Annotated in this window: 14 protein-coding genes; 9 read left to right on the top strand and 5 right to left on the bottom strand. The window is 64.5% G+C overall.

The features are described 5' to 3' along the window. Positions 1-240: 240 nt before the first annotated feature. From AC1DQQ_RS09390 to AC1DQQ_RS09410, 5 genes are all read left to right on the top strand, one after another. Positions 241-3,297, top strand: a complete 3,057-nt coding sequence (locus AC1DQQ_RS09390; protein WP_478044996.1) for a TonB-dependent receptor domain-containing protein — start codon at positions 241-243, stop codon at positions 3,295-3,297. Between the two features lie 271 nt (positions 3,298-3,568). Next, a complete protein-coding gene (locus AC1DQQ_RS09395) occupies positions 3,569-4,249 on the top strand; it encodes a hypothetical protein (protein ID WP_478030793.1) in 681 nt (226 codons plus the stop codon). A gap of 76 nt (positions 4,250-4,325) precedes the next feature. Continuing rightward, complete coding sequence (locus AC1DQQ_RS09400) at positions 4,326-4,772, top strand: TadE/TadG family type IV pilus assembly protein (RefSeq protein ID WP_478030795.1); 447 nt, start codon at positions 4,326-4,328, stop codon at positions 4,770-4,772. Between the two features lie 11 nt (positions 4,773-4,783). Next, positions 4,784-6,412 carry a TadG family pilus assembly protein gene (locus AC1DQQ_RS09405; RefSeq protein WP_478044998.1) on the top strand — a complete coding sequence of 543 codons (1,629 nt, stop codon included), beginning with the start codon at positions 4,784-4,786 and terminating at the stop codon, positions 6,410-6,412. A 19-nt stretch (positions 6,413-6,431) separates the two neighbouring features. Further along, on the top strand, positions 6,432-6,842 hold the full coding sequence (locus AC1DQQ_RS09410; RefSeq protein ID WP_478030799.1) for a hypothetical protein: 411 nt from the start codon (positions 6,432-6,434) through the stop codon (positions 6,840-6,842). A gap of 41 nt (positions 6,843-6,883) precedes the next feature. Here the strand turns inward: AC1DQQ_RS09410 and AC1DQQ_RS09415 are convergent, their stop codons facing one another. The 3 genes from AC1DQQ_RS09415 to AC1DQQ_RS09425 form a co-directional block, all read right to left on the bottom strand. Next, complete coding sequence (locus AC1DQQ_RS09415) at positions 6,884-7,747, bottom strand: PAS domain-containing protein (RefSeq protein WP_478030800.1); 864 nt, start codon at positions 7,745-7,747, stop codon at positions 6,884-6,886. 245 nt (positions 7,748-7,992) lie between these two features. Further along, positions 7,993-10,044 (bottom strand): M13 family metallopeptidase, encoded by a 2,052-nt coding sequence (locus AC1DQQ_RS09420; protein WP_478045000.1) that lies wholly within the window; start codon positions 10,042-10,044, stop codon positions 7,993-7,995. 48 nt (positions 10,045-10,092) lie between these two features. Next, positions 10,093-10,944 (bottom strand): type 1 glutamine amidotransferase domain-containing protein, encoded by an 852-nt coding sequence (locus tag AC1DQQ_RS09425; protein ID WP_478030803.1) that lies wholly within the window; start codon positions 10,942-10,944, stop codon positions 10,093-10,095. Between the two features lie 715 nt (positions 10,945-11,659). Between AC1DQQ_RS09425 and AC1DQQ_RS09430 the strand changes: the two genes are divergently transcribed. From AC1DQQ_RS09430 to AC1DQQ_RS09445, 4 genes are read left to right on the top strand one after another with little or no spacing between them, the layout of a single operon-like run. Further along, positions 11,660-12,358, top strand: coding sequence for an SGNH/GDSL hydrolase family protein (locus AC1DQQ_RS09430; RefSeq protein ID WP_478045002.1), 699 nt, complete (start codon positions 11,660-11,662; stop codon positions 12,356-12,358). Next, positions 12,355-13,587: a GDSL-type esterase/lipase family protein gene (locus AC1DQQ_RS09435; RefSeq protein ID WP_478045003.1), complete on the top strand. Its 1,233-nt coding sequence runs from the start codon at positions 12,355-12,357 to the stop codon at positions 13,585-13,587. The genes AC1DQQ_RS09430 and AC1DQQ_RS09435 overlap by 4 nt, the downstream gene beginning before the upstream one ends. Positions 13,588-13,591: 4 nt before the next feature. Beyond that, positions 13,592-14,998, top strand: a complete 1,407-nt coding sequence (locus AC1DQQ_RS09440) for an MBOAT family O-acyltransferase (RefSeq protein WP_478045005.1) — start codon at positions 13,592-13,594, stop codon at positions 14,996-14,998. A gap of 11 nt (positions 14,999-15,009) precedes the next feature. Further along, entirely contained in the window at positions 15,010-15,348 is a 339-nt protein-coding gene (locus tag AC1DQQ_RS09445; protein ID WP_478030809.1) for a hypothetical protein, read from the top strand. Here AC1DQQ_RS09445 and AC1DQQ_RS09450 read toward each other — a convergent pair. Continuing rightward, entirely contained in the window at positions 15,338-16,312 is a 975-nt protein-coding gene (locus AC1DQQ_RS09450) for an FAD binding domain-containing protein (RefSeq protein ID WP_478030811.1), read from the bottom strand. The two genes, AC1DQQ_RS09445 and AC1DQQ_RS09450, sit on opposite strands and share 11 nt — an antisense overlap. After that, positions 16,309-16,824, bottom strand: coding sequence for a 2Fe-2S iron-sulfur cluster-binding protein (locus AC1DQQ_RS09455; protein ID WP_478030812.1), 516 nt, complete (start codon positions 16,822-16,824; stop codon positions 16,309-16,311). Before AC1DQQ_RS09455 ends, AC1DQQ_RS09450 begins: the two co-directional genes overlap by 4 nt. Positions 16,825-16,904 lie beyond the last annotated feature (80 nt).

Here is a 16,904-nt window from a genome sequence, read left to right on the forward strand (position 1 = left end):
GCTGATCAAATGCTGCACCGGCGATCCTCTCTCACGCATTGGAGCCACGGTCCGATGCCCGCCCGGCCGCGTCAATGGCTGCTGTGTTGCAACCACGCAACGCTTTGCCCCTTCTGCACACAAAAAGGGAACCGGTTTCATCTCTTGGCGCAAAAGGAAGGTGACAAGACTTGTCCATTTTGATGCTTAATGTCGCCAATGAAAGCGCCTCGGGAAGGGCGCGTCCAGGGGGACCATATCATGACAGGATCGAACTCGCTTCGTCTCGTGCTGGCGTCGGGGACGGCGCTTGCCGCCTTGTGCTTGCTGCCGAACGCTGCCTTCGCGCAATCGACCAATAGCGATCAGACCACGGCGCCCGCCGCGACTCCGACGGGTGCGGCGGCGCCGGTGGTCAACGACCAGGAGGACCGAGGCAGCGGCAAAGAGATCATCATCACGGGTTCGCGTATCAAGCAGGACCCGAACAATAGCGCGCTGCCGTTGACGATCATCACCAACCAGGACCTGCAACGCAACTCGATCAGCAGTCCCGAACAGCTGATCATGTTCCTGCCGACCAACGGCAGCGGCGCGGACAACCTTGCATCGAATTCGGACGTGGTCAGCGGTGCGCAGCGCGGCACCAATGGCCTGTCGGCGGCGAACCTGCGCGGCCAGGGGTCGGCTGCGACTCTGGTGCTGCTGAACGGCCGCCGCGTCGCCGCGCACGGTCTGTCGGGATCGGCGGTCGACGTGAACCAGATTCCCTTCGCCGCGATCGACCGGATCGAGGTGCTGAAGGACGGTGCCTCAGCGATCTACGGCACCGACGCGGTCGGCGGCGTGATCAACTTCATCACCAAGAAAAACTTCACCGGCCTGGATGTCCAGGGCTTTACCGACACGACCGAGCAGGGCGACGGCAACATCTACCGTTTGTCGGGCGTGGTCGGCTATGGCGACCTGAACAAGAACGGCTTCAATATCATGGCCGCGGTCAGCTACAGCTGGAACCAGATCCTGCGCGGATCGGACCGCGATTTCGTCAACGGCAACCAACCCAATCGCGGCCTGTCGATCGACACCCGCGGCACGCCGATCGCCACCATCTTCAACACCGGCGCCAGCGTGCTGCAGCCCCGCAACTCGCTCAACCCGTTGCTGACGGGCACGCTGACTGGCGGCCTGACGCTGACAGCCCCCAATGGTGCGAATGCCGCTGCCGGCGGCATCAACACGCTCGATCTGCCCGGCGGCGCCGGTTGCGCCTCGATCGATGGCGGGATGGCGTATGACGAGGTGCTGTGGAACGCGCCGACGGCCTATTATGCCTGTTCCTGGGACACCGGCCGTGCTGCCGTCATCCAACAGCCGATCAAGACTCTGACCTATTATGGCCGCGGCGTGGTCAAGCTCGGGGCGAGCGAGTTATCGCTCGAAGTGACCGGATCGGATGCAAAGTCGGCCAAGAGTTTCTCCAATGCGCAGCTGTCGGGCAATACGACCAGTCTGCCGGTCGCCTACCCGCTCAATTCGATCACCAAATCGACCTATGACTCGATCTTCAATGCGCTCCTGACCAACTTCCCCGGTGCGACGGCGGGGCTTAACGCCAATTACGGCAAGCCGATCGGCTTCCGCTGGCGTTGCGCCGCCTGCGGTCCGCGCGAATATGTGACCGACACCAAGACGCTCCGGATCGCGGCAGGATTGGAAGGGCCCCTGCCGCTCAAAGGTTGGGATTATCGCGCCGGCGCTTCCTATGCGCGCAGCGAATCCTCGTCGGTGCTGGGAAGCGGTTATTATTATTCGGGCATCCTCGCCACGACTAGCGGCACGCCCCCCGTCACCACTTATTCAAACGATCCCAAGGCACCAATCGCACCCGGCGCGACCCAGCCTGGCCTGGTCGGCCTGATCAACAGCGGCATCCTCAATCCGTTCTCGCTGACCCAATCCCAGGCGGCAATCGATGGACTAGCGGCGGTCTCGGCCAAGGGCACGACGCTCTATGGCGGCAAATATGAGGTGAAGCAGTTCGACGCTTCCATCTCGGGCCCGCTCTTCCCGATCGGGGGCCGCGACATCCAGCTTGCATTGGGGGTAGACTATCGCCGTGAGACCTATTCGTTCAATGGGTCGCCGGCGGCAGCCGCAGGCCAGCCGACGATCTTCCTGGCGGCGTTCGATAACGTCAACGCACTGACGCCCAAGGAACGCACCGTTAAGGCGGCCTATGCCGAAATGCTGGTACCGATCCTACCGGGCCTCGACGTAACCGGAGCCGTGCGCGTCGACGACTATACCGGCTTTGGCACGACGACCAATCCGAAGGTGTCGTTCAAGTTCCGGCCGGTCCAGCAGATCATGTTTCGCGGATCGTACAATACAAGCTTCCGCGTGCCGACCTTCAACCAGATATTCAACGGCATCACCGAATCGCCTTACGCGGGCAGCGACTTGGCCGATCCCGTCAAATGCTCGGGCGGCGTGCCTAACCTGACGAATCCGGCCTGCGCGTTCATCCGACCGAATATCTGGACTGGCGGCACGCTGAGTCTGAAGCCCGAAACCGCCAAGCAGTTCAACCTCGGCGTGGTGCTGCAGCCAGTCAAGAACGTCAGCCTGTCGGTCGACTGGTGGTCGATCAGCGTCGACAACACCATCCAACTGCTGACCCTACGTCAGCTGATCGACAATGCATCGTTGTTCCAGGATCGGTTCATCCGCGATTCGACCGATACGATCGTGACGATCGACGATCGCTGGATCAACGCCGGGTCGCGACGCACCCAAGGCCTCGAATTCACCTATCGCGGCTCGTTCGACGCGCTGGGTGGCACAATCAGCACCGGGCTCGACGGCTCGTTGCTGCTCAAGAAGCGCGAGAAGCTCACTCCGACCTCGGCTTACGGGCCGAGCCTGATCGGCGTGTTCACCTTCGCTGGCGACCTGGGCATCCGGTGGAAGCACAACGCCTTCGTCGCCTGGTCGAACAACAATGTCAGCGTTTCGCTGACCCAGATTTTCCGCAAGGGCTATAAGAATTTCGCTTTGCCGGGGATCGCCGCGGGCACCGTCTCGCGGCCCGATTACAACCAGTTCGTCGACGACTACATCATCTACAACGCATCATTGGCCTATACTGGTCTCAAGGGCTTCAAGATCGCGTTGGGCGTCAAGAACCTGTTCAACACCGATCCGCCCTTCGCCATCACCTATGACGGCAACACTGGCGCCGGTAGCTCATGGGAACCCCGCGTTACCGATCCGCGTGGCCGGTCGTACACCATGTCAGTCGAGGTGAAGTTCTGACGCCAACGACCATCGCGCATAAAATTAGAGGGGCGTCCGGCAACAGGCGCCCCTTTTTCTGTCCGGCCGAGAGCGTGATGCGAGTGAGTGGAATCCGTCTAATCGCGTGTCTAGCAGGCTGAATCGCCGACCGAATCGTACCGATTGTCGCCCGAGCGCACAGACTCAAAGCCAAAAACTGCGTAAATTGCGCAGTTGGCCTTCTGCCCCCGTCAACGGTCGCGCAATGCGCGTGCGCGCAAACCCCTCGCCCATCATCGAAAAGGTTTGCATGCGACCGACGGCGACATTCTCACCCGGCCCTTCCAGTCCCTGGCCAGCGCTCGCGCCGGTCGGATTGTTCCTGGTCGTCGCCGCCGTGCTGATCGTCGGACGCACGTCGCCGCCGATGATGTGGCTGGCGCCGATGTGCTTCGGCGCCTTCGCCTCGCTGATCCTGGTGTGGCGATCCGGGGCGCCGGTATTCATCCAATCGGGCGTGTCGATGCTCGTTATCACCGAACTCATGATGGTCGGGGTGCGCAGCGACGCACTGGGGATGCGCCAGGTCGAAGGCAAAGTGTCGACCGCGATCGCATCCTCCGACGCCGAGGGCAGTGACCCGGCGGCTGCGACCACGCCCGCGCCGGCATCGCGCGTGTCGATCGCGACGACCTCCACGGATGCCGCGGGCGAAGCCGACGACTTGTCACGCCGGATCCAGCAAAATCTTCCCGAGCACCTGCGTAACAGCGAAATACGAGGCGAATTGAAGGTCGACCGGCTCCGCTCGGACACCAGGTTGGCGCTGTCATGGTCGGTCGGACCGGCGGGCAGCGCGACCTGGTGCGGATCGACCAGCGTGTTCGCTGCCAACGCCCAAGCCGGAGTCGCACTGCTCGCCGCGGAAGTGGCGAAACGGCTGTCGCCGCCGCCCGGTGCGCGCCCCGGATGCGGCAGCCAGCACGCGTAAAACTGCGCAGTTTGAGCAATTGCATCGAACAGGCCGCTAGCGATTTCGGCAATGCCCCTCGCCTAACCATGTCGTCATGACGAGCCGTAACGCCTTCCTGTCTCGCCACCGCGGCGGTCGCCGGCGACTTCTTCAAGACGAACGCGGTGCGGCGCTGGTCGAGATGGCGATGGTCCTGCCCGTGCTGCTGCTGCTGATCATGGGGATCATCGTCTACGGACAATGGCTGGCCTGTGCGAACGCCCTGCAACAAAGTGCGAATGAAGGCGCGCGCGCCAGCTTGTCGGGCCTGTCGCAGGAAGAACGCGCGCTGACCGCGCGGCAGACGGTTACCGACTCGCTGTCGCATTATGACGGCATCGACCAGCGCAAGGTGGTTGTCGGCATCCAGGACGACGGCGCCACGCTCAACGTCACGGTCAATTACGACATGTCGGACCAGCCGGTGATGAAGCTGCCGTTCGCACCCATTCCCGACAAGGTCCTATCGCGCAGCGCCGCCGTGCGGTTGAGCAATTTTTGAAGGGGGCAAGAATGCGCGTCAGATCTTCCCTGTTCGCCTCGACCAGCGGCAACGTCACGATCCTGTTCGGCGGCGGCCTGCTCGCGTTCCTGGGGGTCGCTTCGCTCGCGGTCGACGCGACCAATCTTTATTTGGCCAAGCGCCATGCTCAGGGGATCGCCGATGCGGCGGCGCTGGCGGCGGCGGGTAATATTGACGATGCGAGCGGCGCCGCAGCCGCGGCGCGCAACGCCAATTCGATGCAGGGGCTCTCGATCGTCAGCGTCGAGCCTGGCAAATATACCGACGATCCGAAGATTGCGGCAAGCACACGCTTCGTCGTGGGTGCCGATGGCGCCAACGCCGCGCGCGTCCGTGTCCATGTCGACGTGCCGCTCTATTTCGCCCGGATTTTCGGCAAGCCGACCGTGCCGGTCGAAGCGCGCGGCACCGCCGCCCGGATCGATCTGGTCGCCTTCTCGATCGGCTCGCGGCTGGCGGGGGTCAGCGGCGGTCTGCCCAACGCCATGCTGTCGCAACTCGCGGGCACCGACCTGCAACTGAGCGCAATGGACTATCAGGCACTCGCCGGCGGCCAGCTCGACATCCTCAAATTCAGCGAGGCGCTGCGCTCGCAACTCAACGTCCAGACCGCGACCTTTGGCGAGCTGATGAACATGGAGGCCAGCTTGCCCCAGATTTCGCGCGCGATGGCGGCATCGGTCACCGACGCCCAGGCGTCGTCGGTGCTGAGTGCCGTCGCCAACCGGTTGCCGCAAAACTCGACCAAATTGTCTTCGCTGATCGACCTCGGTCCACTCGCGGAAGAGACCAAGTCCGACCCGTCGCGGCCGATTACCGTCGATGCTTTCTCGATGCTGCGCGGCACGCTCGAGCTTGGCGGGCAGCATCAGATCAGTACCGATCTCGGCGCGACGGTGCCGGGCCTCACCTCGACCAAGATCTGGATCGCGATTGGTGAACGGCCGGCAAATTCGCCTTGGCTCAGGGTCACCGCGGCGCATGATGTCGAGGTACGTACGGCGCAGACGCGGATCTATCTGGATACCCAGGTCGCGCCGCAACTCGGCCTCGCCTCGCTCAGAGTGCCGATCTATGTCGAACTGGCCGCCGCCAGTGCGAGATTGAAGGAGGTGTCCTGCTCCGCGGGAGCGAGCAAGGCGACGGTCAAGCTGACCGTGACGCCTTCGCTGGGCGAAGCCGCGATCGCCGATGTCGATCCGACCACGCTGGGAAATTTCCAGGCGGCGCCCACGCTCAACCGCGTGACGATGCTGCGCACGCCGCTCGCCAGCGTGTCCGGCTTCGCCGACGTCAAGCTGGGCGGCGCCGATCCACAGGATGTGTTCTTTTCGGCGAGCGACATTGCCAACCACACCGTGAAGCAGGTCAGCACCAACGACCTGCTCCAAGGCGTGGCATCCTCGCTGATTTCGCGGATCGACCTCAACGTCAATGTGCTGGGACTGGGGCTGAACGTGGGGACGCTGACGGCATTGGTCGGCCAGGTGCTCAATCTGGCGGCCGCACCGCTAGACGGTGTGTTTGGCCAGGTCACGTCGCTGCTGGGGGTTCACGTCGGGCAAGCGGACGTGTGGGTAAATGGTGTGCGATGCGGCACGCCGGTGTTGGTCGGATAGCGACCGGGGTGGGGAGGAAATGGGTAGATCGAATTTAGTCTTCAGGCGCGACGATACCTGGCGGCCGCTCAGCTATCGGCTCGAATTGCCGGCCGAAATCCGCGAATTCCGGTCGTGCCGCCTCGACATCTTGCTGCTCGAACTGTCGGTCGCCGGCTGCGGATTATGGGCCGGATTCAAGATCCGGGTCGAACGACCGATCACCTTGTTCGTCGATGGCTTCGCGCCGATCAAGGCGAGTACCGCCTGGAGCGACAGCGGTTTCGCCGAACTGATGTTCGACCAGCATCTGCACCTCAGCGTCGTTCAGCACATGGCTCGGGAGTCGGCGGCCTGTTGCCGTCGTGTCATGCCGTACGGCGTGCCGAGCGCCGCGCATGCCGAGTACGCCGCGCTATCGCAGGAACTGGGAAAACCGCTGGATATCTGAGCCTCATGCGGCAGGGCGGGTTCGGCGTCGCCCGAGTAAATCTATTTGCGCGTCACCACCATCACCGCGCCTTCGCTGCCATAGACGCCGCGCAGGTCCTTGATCGCCCCGACTGCCGGGACGGTGGTACCGTCGTTGCGCAGGAATTCGGTCTCGAACCGTTGCGTGCCGCCGTGGCTCAGCACGGTCTCGATCGCCTCGCGCAGCATCACGCGCTGCCCAACCGGCACGAGATCGACGACGGAGACGTTGGACAGTCGTTCGCGGGGAAGCTGGAGCAGGTCGCTCATCGCGGCGTCGACTTCCTCGATCCGTCCGCGCACGTTGAACCAGATATAGCCGATCCCACCATGCGCCAGGATCGCTTCGATCAGCGCCTTCTTCGTGTCGGCCAGCCGATAGGCTTTCACGTCATCGGTAATGTCGCGCGCGAGCATCACGACGCCCTGATGTGTCCGGAACGTCTCCATCCGATGCCAGGTGTCCGACCCGAACAGCCCCGGCAGTTCGAACGAACACGGCTCACCCGAGCGCTCGGTCCGATTGCAATAGCTCTCGAACATGGTTTCCCTGAGCGCCGGAAAGGCCTCGAACAAGCCGCGCCCGGGAAGCGCCCCTTCCGCCTTGCGCGCCATCGCATGCGCGGTGCGGTTGGCCATGATGATATTCCGCCCTTCATCGACGACGACGAGCAATAATGGCAGCCAGTCGGCGAGTTCCTGGTTGGAAAAGAGCGAGTCATGATCGTCGCTTTTCGCGGTGGCGATAAATTCGTGATAATTGGCGATCGGGAGCAGAGCATGGGTTTCGCGCCCATGATGTGTGACGAATACTGTCCTACCAGCCTGACTCAGGTGGCCGAATTGGCGCGCAAATTCCGACGCTCTTACAAAAATACCTTGCACTACGTCCCCCGTACGGCTGACGCTTTATACTCCCGGCATCGAATACCACGCTAGTCAACTTGAGATTATAACCTATGTATCAGACAATCACTATCTTCTGGTAAATCGAAGCCAAAATGAGCAAGATTTATACGTCCAGTATATCGAAAGATATTGGCCGATGTCGCTTCCGTACTATTACGGTAGCGTGCAGGAGCCGCTCGGCCTTAAAGAAGGCTGGGAGATTATCGGGTCTGTCCGAGTCCCTACCAGATCGCCGCCCGATTGCCGGGCGCCAGATATAGCGGGTCGGCCGCCCTGACTCCGAACGCGCGCACCCATGCCTCCATGTTGCGCGCGGTCCACACGCGTTGCGCGGCGGGAGCATGCGGGTTGGTCAACAAGCGCCGCCTGAGGTCGGCGTCGCGATATTTCAGCCGCCAGATCTGCGCCCAGCCGAGAAAGAACCGCTGGTCGCCGGTCAGGCCGTCGATCACCGGCGCTTCTCGTCCGCCCAGCGAAGCGCGATAGGCGTCATAAGCGATCGTCAGTCCACCCAGGTCGGCGATATTCTCGCCGAGCGTCAGTGCGCCGTTGACGTGCAGGCCGGGCAATGGCTCGTAGCGGTCGAATTGCGCGGTCAGCACCGCGGTGCGTTTCGCGAACGCGGCGCGATCGGCGGCCGACCACCAGGATGCCAGCCGCCCCTGTTCGTCATATTTGGCGCCCTGATCGTCGAACTGGTGCGTCATCTCGTGCGCGATCGACGCGCCGATGCCGCCATAATTGACCGCGGGATCGATTCTGGGATCGAAGAAAGGCGGCTGCAGGATCGCTGCGGGAAAGGTGATCGCGACCTTTGGGTAATTGGCAAAGGCGTCGACCGTCATCGGCGTCGCGCTCCATTCCCAGCGATAGATAGCTCGCCCGATTTTGGCCGCTTCCCAATCGTGGCGAAACTCGGCGGCGCGCATGGCATTGCCGAACGCATCGCCGTCGCGCATCGTGAGGCCGGCATAATCGTGCCAGCGATCGGGATAACCGATCTGGGCATGGAAGGCCGCCAGTTTGCGGTGTGCGCGCGCCTTCGTCTCCGGCGTCATCCAGTCGAGCGCGTCGATCCGGTGGCTAAAGGCCGCAACCAGGTTGCGCACCATCGCCTCGGCGGCGGTGCGCGTCGCCGGCGCGAAATGGCGCGCGACATGGATTTTGCTGACCTCGTCCGGCACCGCGTCGAGCACGAAGGCGATGGCGCGGCGCCAGCGCGGTTCCGGCGTGTCGACGCCATCGATCACGTGACCGTAGAATGCGAAATCGGCCGCCCGAGCGTCTGCAGGCAGGACTTCAGCATAATGATGGAGCGTGCGGACGATCAGTATGGCGCGCAACGTCGCGACCGGGGCCGCATCGATCAGGCGCAACGTGGCGGCGATGGCATCGGGCTGGCGCACGATGATCCGCGGCGTGCGATAGCCCAGCGCCCGCACCAGCGTGGCGACGCGATAGCGGGAGCGCCCGGCATCGAGCGCCGACACGGCAACCGGATTGTAGGTCCGGGCGGCATCGCGGCTGTCGGCTGCCGACCATTGGGTTGCCGCGATCGCCGTCTCCAGGCGAAAGACGGCGTCCGCGGCGCTGTCCGGCGCCGCGACGCCCGCGACCGTCAGCATCCGGATCAGGTAATCGCGATACGCGGCGCGCGCCTGCCGCATCGTCGGGGTGTCGGAGGTATAATAATCGCGATCGGGCATGCCGAGCACGCCTTGCGACACGGTGAGCGCATAATGGCCGGGATCGCGGTCGTCGGGTTCGACCGCGAAGGCAAGCGGCAGATCGACCCCGCGCCGGCCGGCCTGGGCGGCGGCGGCCCAATAATCGTCCGGCGACCGGACCGCCCGCAGCTTATTGAGCCAAGCGTTCGCCGACGCCATGCCCAGCCGGTCGATACGATCCTGGTCGAGGAACGCGCGATAGGCGGTGCCGGCGCGGCTCGCTCGGTCGCGTGCCAGTTCGTCGAGGATGGCATGGACCTGGGTCCGGCTGAGATCGTCGAGTTGGCCGATCGTGCCGATGCTCGACCGGTCGGCGGGAATCGCGGTGCGGCGCTCCCAACCACCATTGGCGTAGCGGAAGAAATCGGCCCCCGGCGCGACGCTGCGGTCCATGCCGCTGGCGTCGAATCCGGAGCCTCCGATCGGACCGTCCGCGCCGCCACGCCCGGGGATCGCGATCGCTGCTGCAATGGCTAAGGCTGGCGCGCTCCCGCGGGCAATGCCGACCAGTCGCGCGATCGCAGGCCGTTGAATTGGTTGACGCATCCGTCGCGGCTCCTCGCGAACCGCCTAGCAGCGCGCGGCCCGCCCGGGCTAGTCCAACAATTCGGCGAAGCGCGCAGCGAAGGTATGTGCGTCGCCCGGCCAGCGCGCGGAGACATACTTGCCGTCGCGCACGATCCAGGCCGGGCGGGCATCGTCGATCGTATCGCGCGCCAGCCCGCTCGTCTTGCGCCGGAAATCGGACGCATCGCGCGGCACGTCGACATAATCGCCGGGGCTTGCCAGCGCGCGCGTCACCTCTGCCTCGACCGACATATGGCCCTTGGGCTGACCGGGTTCTTCGACATAGGTGCGGTAATAATCGCGATCCCACCAGCGCCCAACATGCGCGAGCGCGCTGGCGGCGCGCTCCTGCGCCCAGGTCAGCGACGCGGTGCGGCGGCCGTGCAGCACCGACTTGCCGTCGCCGCGCAGGCTGCGCGCGGCGAGCAGCACGCCGTGGCAGATAGCGCCGACCGGCTTGTCGGCATCGAAGAAGGCAACCACCAGCCGCTGCAGCATCGCGCTTTCGAGATAATCGCGCATCCCGCGCGCGCGATGTCCGCCGGGTAGCACTAGCCCATCGAAATCGCCGGCCGATGCCTGATCCCAGCGCAGCGGCGTACGGAAATGCGGATCGCGCTCGAGCTCGGCGTAAGCCCGCCGCGCATCGCGATTGGCGCGCAGCACCAACCCGATCAGGCGGATACGGCGTAGTCCCGGCACGCGACTCCAAAGATCGAGCCCGATGCCGTCGAGCATGATCGGATCGGCCGTTGCGGGTCCGCCATCCGGCGTCGCGAACCACACCTCATGTCCGCGATCGGTCAGCACGCGCCAACTGACCGCCACTTCCGACGGATCGAAATCGCGATGCGGCAGCGGCATGACCACCCGGGCCATCGGCAATCCCTCCCATCGATCGGCGGATCGTGCCGCAGCGACCGGGGCAAGGCAATCGACGGAATGGCGGCGACTCATGGCCACGAATCGACTGAAAACCGTCGGCCGGCCCAATCTTCCTCATTTCGTCGCACCCCGATCACGTTTCACCGCTGATTTGGCTCGACTCGTCGCGCGAATTGTCGCGAGATAAAGTGTCGTCGCCGAAACGATATCGGTTTTAGTCGCGAGAATCGCCGGAGCCTCGGAAAAACAGCGGAAAACGGTGACGGATAGTAACGCGATCGAATACTGACCGGCGATTCTTGCTAAATTGCCGTGGATAGATCGCGCCATATACGTGGATAGGACATTTAGCCTGCCCCAATTTGCACAACCTATTGATGGAGATTAAATATAGCCTGCCATTTCTTCAAGTAATTATGAGATAATATCAATAAAATACTATTGCCCGTTCGTATGATTCGGCGTACCTGGATATCGCACTCGAACTAACGGGTTCACCATGCCATTGCCATTCATAGTATTGGACCGCTCTGCGGTCCTTCTCCTCGGCGTGTGCGCCGGGGCCGCCATAGGTCTCGGCTTTGTCGGGCACGCCGGTTCTGGCGCGTCCGCAGTAAAAGCCCCTGTCTGCGCGATTCCCGCCAAGACGAACGCCGCGCCGCCGGAAGTCGCCGCCGCGCGCTTATGCGGATCGGTTCCGCAAAAACAGTTGATCGCCACCTTGCACCAAGGCCGCCCGGTACGTGTAGCGGTGTTCGGCGATTCGTACGGCGACGGTGTCTGGTCGGGGCTACAGCGGCAATTGTCGCGCGCGAACTTCGAGGTCGTCAAATACAGTCAGCCGGCAACCGGCTTCACGCGCTACAAGCGGCTCAATATCGAGGCACATACCGCCGAGCAGCTCGGCGCCGAGCCGATCGATATCGCTGTGATCTCGTTCGGCGCCAACGACGTCCAGGGCATCATCACCGATGACGGCAAATATGGCCCGATGCTCGGCGACCGCTGGAAGGCGCAGATCGCGACCCGGATCGACCGTTTCGTCGGCCTGCTCCGCCGCCACCATGCGATGGTCTATTGGGTCGGCCTGCCGCGCATGCGCGAGGCGCAGACCGACAGCGACATGGGCGCGATCAACGACTTTTACGCGAGCGAAATGGCCAGGCTCGGCGTGCCGTTTGTCGACACCCGCCCGCTCGCCTCGGACAAGAACGGCCAATATGCCGCCTATCTGCCCGATCCCAAGACTGGCGAGCGCACTTTGGTCCGCGAAGGCGACGGCGTGCACATGTCGATGACCGGCTATCTGTGGATCACCAAGGGGCTGGCGGCGCGCATCCGCGACTATGTCGATGCCACGCGAGCGATCGATACCGCGCCCGCCGTCGCACCAGAGGTCGCGCAGTGAAGGCGCTCGCCTTTGCCCTGGCGTTGCTGTTGCCCGGCACCGCCGCTGCCGACAATTGCCAGCGCGAGGCGTGCAATCTCGCCACCCTCAGGCCAGTCTTCGCGCGGCTCGACGCGGCGCGGGCGGGAATCCCGGGCATGCGCCCGGTCCATATCGTCCAGATTGGCGACAGCCACACCGCCGGCGATGTGCTGACCGGCGCCTGGCGCGACCTGCTTCAGGCGCGCTACGGCAGTGGAGGGCGCGGCGTGGTCGCCGCCGGACGGCCGTGGGACGGCTATATTACGCATGGCGTGACCGCGACGATGTCGCCTGGCTGGCGGGTCGCGGCAAGTTTCGGCAAGGGTTCCGAGAACGTGGCGGTGCCGTTCGGCCTGTCGAGCTATTCGCTGACCTCGCTCCAGCCCGGCGCGACGATCGGCCTCACCACCGACAGCCCAACCATGGATTTCGACCGCTTCGTGCTGTGCGCGATGGCTGGACCCAATGATGCGACGCTGACCGTCCGGCTGAGCGGGATCGACCAACGCATCACGCTCGACGCCCCCGTCCCGACCCCGCGCTGCACGACGATTCGTAGCTCTATGCCGCAATCGTCGGTCGCCGTGACCGCCGGCGATCGCCCCGCGACGATCACCTCCTGGGCGACGTTCCGCGACCAGGGCGGCGTGGTGCTGTCCAACCTCGGCGTGGTCGGCGCGCAGCTGCGGCATTTCGGCCGCACCGACGATGCGGTGATCGCCGAGGAATTGCGCGCTTATACGCCCGATCTGATCGTGCTGGCCTTCGGCACCAATGAGGGCTTCTCGCCGTACCTGGACCCGCGCGAATACGAGACAAGCTTGCGCGGCCAGATCGACCGGATACGCACGCTCACCCCCGGCGTCCCGCTACTACTGCTCGGCGCGCCCGACGCGCTGACCCGTAACCAGACGCTCCGGAGCAATGCCGACGGCGCATTGCTCGGCTGCCCCGACGCGGTAACGCCCCCCTTGATCGCACCGCCGGCACTCGGGCGGGTTCGCGGCATCCAGCGCGAGGTCGCGCGCGATCTCGGTATCGCTTTCTGGGACTGGCAAGCAGCGATGGGCGGACCGTGCGCTGCGCGCGCGTGGACGAACGCGATGCCGCCGCTGATGCGCCCCGACCATGTCCATTTCCGCTGGCTTGGCGGTCAGGCGCTCGCCGCCCGGCTTCAAGCCGATCTCGACGCTGCGATGAGCGAGTGACGCGATGCTGTTCCCGACGCTGACCTTCGGCCTGTTCTTCCTGATCGTCTTCCCCGCGGTGTGGGCCGCGCGGTCGAACGAATGGCGAAAATTGCTCCTGCTCGTCGCCAGCTGGGTGTTCTACGGCGCGTGGGACTGGCGCTTCGTGCCGTTATTGATCGGCTCGGCGCTGATCAACTGGGGCACCGCCGCGCTGATCGCGCGCAGCGACGATGCGCGTGCGCGCAAGGCGCTGCTGATCGGCGGCGTCGCGGCCAATCTCTTGGTGCTCGGCTTCTTCAAATATTTCGACTTCTTCGCGCAGCAGGCGGGCAGCCTGCTCACCTTGTTCGGCATCGGCCAGGACGCGCCGCTGATGCAGGTGATCCTGCCGGTCGGCATCTCGTTCTTCACCTTCCAGGGGATCAGCTACGTCGTCGACGTGCATCGCGGGCGCGTTCCCGCCGCGCGATTGCTCGACATTTTGCTGCTGATGTCGTTCTTCCCGCATCTCGTCGCCGGGCCGATCGTCCGCGCCGCCGATCTCGTGCCCCAGTTCCAGCAGACCCCGAAGCTCAATCGTGGAATGGTCTCGATGGGGTTGCTGCTGATCGTCTGGGGATTGTTCAAGAAAGCGGTAATCGCGTCCGAGCTCGCGACGCAATTCGTCGACCCGGTCTTCTCGGCCCCCTCGGCGCATGGCTCGCTCGACCTGATCCTCGCGGCGTACGGCTATGCGGTCCAGATTTATTGCGACTTCTCGGCCTATTCGGACATGGCGATCGGCATCGCCGCCTTACTCGGCTACCGCTTCCCGCGCAATTTCGACCGGCCCTACCGCTCGGCCTCGCTCCAGGAATTCTGGCGGCGCTGGCATATCAGCCTGTCGCGCTGGCTGCGCGATTATCTCTATATCGAGGCGCTGGGCGGCAGCCGCGGCGGCAAGATGCGGCTCTACCGCAACCTGATGATCACCATACTGCTCGGCGGGCTGTGGCACGGCGCGGCCTGGACCTTCGTGATCTGGGGCGGACTGCACGGCGCGGCATTGGTGATAGAGCGGGTCTGGGCAACGAGCCCGCAGACCCGAAAGATCGTTCTGCCGCATTGGGCCAAGGTCGTGCTGACCTTCCACGTCGTGACCTTGGGCTGGATCTTCTTCCGCGCGGCAAGCTTCGGCGACGCGCTGGCCTATCTCGGCGGGATTGTCGCGCCGGCGACGGGCGCGGTCACCGTGACGCCATTGGTCGTCCTGCTGATCGCGTTCGGCCTCGCCATCCACGCCTTACGCTGGGACTCGATGACGCGACTGGCCGAGCGGCTGCGCGGCTTGCCCGCGCCCGCGCTCGCCGGCGCGTTGGTCGCGGCGATGCTGGTGGTCGACGCGATGCGCTTCGAAGGGATCGCCCCGTTCATCTACTTCCGCTTCTGAGAGAGCCGATCATGTCCGACCTCTACGAATTCCCCGCCAATCTTCCCGACCAAGACGATGACGGCCACGCAACGCTCAAATGGACGGGCGTGATCGTCGCCTTGGCAACGTTGGGACTGGCGTTGTTCAATCCGACCGCAATCAGCGGCTGGGTCGACGATCTACCACCGGGGCCGACCAATGTCCGCCTTACCGCAATCGGCGAAGATTGGGCCGAAACCGCTGACCGGATTGGCCTGGGCATGGGTCACGCCAGGCTTCACGCCGCCTGGAAGAGTGCCGAACGTACCAATTGGAAAGGCCGCCAGCCGGTCGAGATGGCGGCGACCGACCAGCCCGCTACGCCGTGAGGTCACGCAGGCAGGCGATCAGCGTGCGCCGCGCAAGCACGATCTTGAAATCGTTATGGCCGTACCCGCGCGCGGCCCTCAGCAGCGCGTCGGCCGCTGCCTCGAACGCTTCGGTCCCGGCAGGCTTGCCGACCAATGCGGCTTCGGCTTCGGCACTGCGCCACGGCATCGACGCAAGCCCGCCGAACGCCAGCCGCGCCGAGGTGACGACACCATCCTCGACCGCGACCGCCGCCGCGACCGACACCAGCGCAAAGGCATAGGACGCGCGGTCGCGCACCTTGCGATAGAGTTGCCGGCCAGGTGGCGGCGCGGGCAGCTCGATCGCGACGATCAGTTCGCCGGGTCTGAGATTGGTCTCGATCTCGGGCGTGTCGCCGGGCAAGCGATAGAGATCGCCGAGCGCGATCCGCCGCTCCTCGCCGTCAGGCAGCGCGGTCACCACCACCGCGTCGAGCGCGCGCAACGCCACCGCCATGTCCGACGGATGCGTCGCGATGCACGATTCCGATCCACCGAGCACCGCATGGATGCGGTTGAACCCGCCGATCGCGTCGCACCCGCTGCCCGGCTCGCGCTTGTTGCAGGCCGCCGCGGTCTCGTAGAAATAATAACAGCGCGTCCGCTGCAGCAGATTGCCGGCGGTCGACGCCTTGTTGCGCAATTGCGCCGACGCGCCCGCCAAGAGGGCCCGGCTCAGCATCGGATAGTGCGCACGGATCAGCGGATGGGCGGCGAGATCGCTATTCGGTACCAACGCGCCGATCCGCACGCCGCCGCCAGCGATCTGCTCGACGCCATCGAGTGCGAGCCGGCTGATGTCGACCAGCCTGACCGGCGTCTCGACCTGCAATTTCATCAGGTCGACCAGATTGGTCCCACCGGCAATATAACGCCCACCGTCCGCGCCGGCGGCCAAGGCGTCCTCGACGGTCGCGGCCCGCGCATAATCGAATGGCTTCATTCCGCGGCCTCCGCCACGCGCTTGGCATCCGCCACCTCGCGGATCGCCGCGACGATCGTCGGATAGGCCGAACAGCGGCAGATATTGCCGCTCATCCGCTCGCGTATCTCCATATCGTCGAACACGACATGATCGAGATCGTCGCTGACATGGCTCGGCCAGCCCTGGGCGACTTCATCGAGCATCGCAGTCGCCGAGCAGATCTGTCCCGGCGTGCAATAACCGCATTGGAAACCGTCATGATGGAGGAACGCCGCCTGCAACGGACTGAGCTGGTCGGGCGTGCCGAGTCCCTCGATCGTCACCACCTCGTCGCCTTCGTGCATCACCGCCAGGCTCAGACAGGCGTTGATCCGCCGCCCGTCGACCAGCACCGTACACGCGCCGCACTGGCCGTGATCGCATCCCTTCTTGGCGCCGGTCAGGCCGAGATGTTCGCGCAACAGGTCGAGCAAGGTGGTGCGAACGTCCGCCTCCACCTCGCGCGCTTCGCCGTTGACGGTGATCCGCATCGCCTTCTCCCCGGGACAGACCCGCCGCTACAAAGGCACCGGAACGGCACAATTCTGCGACAATTCGAATGTAGTGGCCT

The organism is Sphingomonas sp. P4_G3 (assembly GCF_056401105.1).

Excerpts from the sequence above, each read along its gene's own strand:
- AC1DQQ_RS09390 (WP_478044996.1), top strand. The coding sequence starts at position 241 with ATGACAGGATCGAACTCGCTTCGTCTCGTGCTGGCGTCGGGGACGGCG.
- AC1DQQ_RS09395 (WP_478030793.1), top strand. The coding sequence starts at position 3,569 with ATGCGACCGACGGCGACATTCTCACCCGGCCCTTCCAGTCCCTGGCCA.
- AC1DQQ_RS09400 (WP_478030795.1), top strand. The coding sequence starts at position 4,326 with ATGACGAGCCGTAACGCCTTCCTGTCTCGCCACCGCGGCGGTCGCCGG.
- AC1DQQ_RS09405 (WP_478044998.1), top strand. The coding sequence starts at position 4,784 with ATGCGCGTCAGATCTTCCCTGTTCGCCTCGACCAGCGGCAACGTCACG.
- AC1DQQ_RS09410 (WP_478030799.1), top strand. The coding sequence starts at position 6,432 with ATGGGTAGATCGAATTTAGTCTTCAGGCGCGACGATACCTGGCGGCCG.
- AC1DQQ_RS09420 (WP_478045000.1), bottom strand. The coding sequence starts at position 10,044 with ATGCGTCAACCAATTCAACGGCCTGCGATCGCGCGACTGGTCGGCATT.
- AC1DQQ_RS09425 (WP_478030803.1), bottom strand. The coding sequence starts at position 10,944 with ATGGCCCGGGTGGTCATGCCGCTGCCGCATCGCGATTTCGATCCGTCG.
- AC1DQQ_RS09440 (WP_478045005.1), top strand. The coding sequence starts at position 13,592 with ATGCTGTTCCCGACGCTGACCTTCGGCCTGTTCTTCCTGATCGTCTTC.
- AC1DQQ_RS09445 (WP_478030809.1), top strand. The coding sequence starts at position 15,010 with ATGTCCGACCTCTACGAATTCCCCGCCAATCTTCCCGACCAAGACGAT.
- AC1DQQ_RS09450 (WP_478030811.1), bottom strand. The coding sequence starts at position 16,312 with ATGAAGCCATTCGATTATGCGCGGGCCGCGACCGTCGAGGACGCCTTG.
- AC1DQQ_RS09455 (WP_478030812.1), bottom strand. The coding sequence starts at position 16,824 with ATGCGGATCACCGTCAACGGCGAAGCGCGCGAGGTGGAGGCGGACGTT.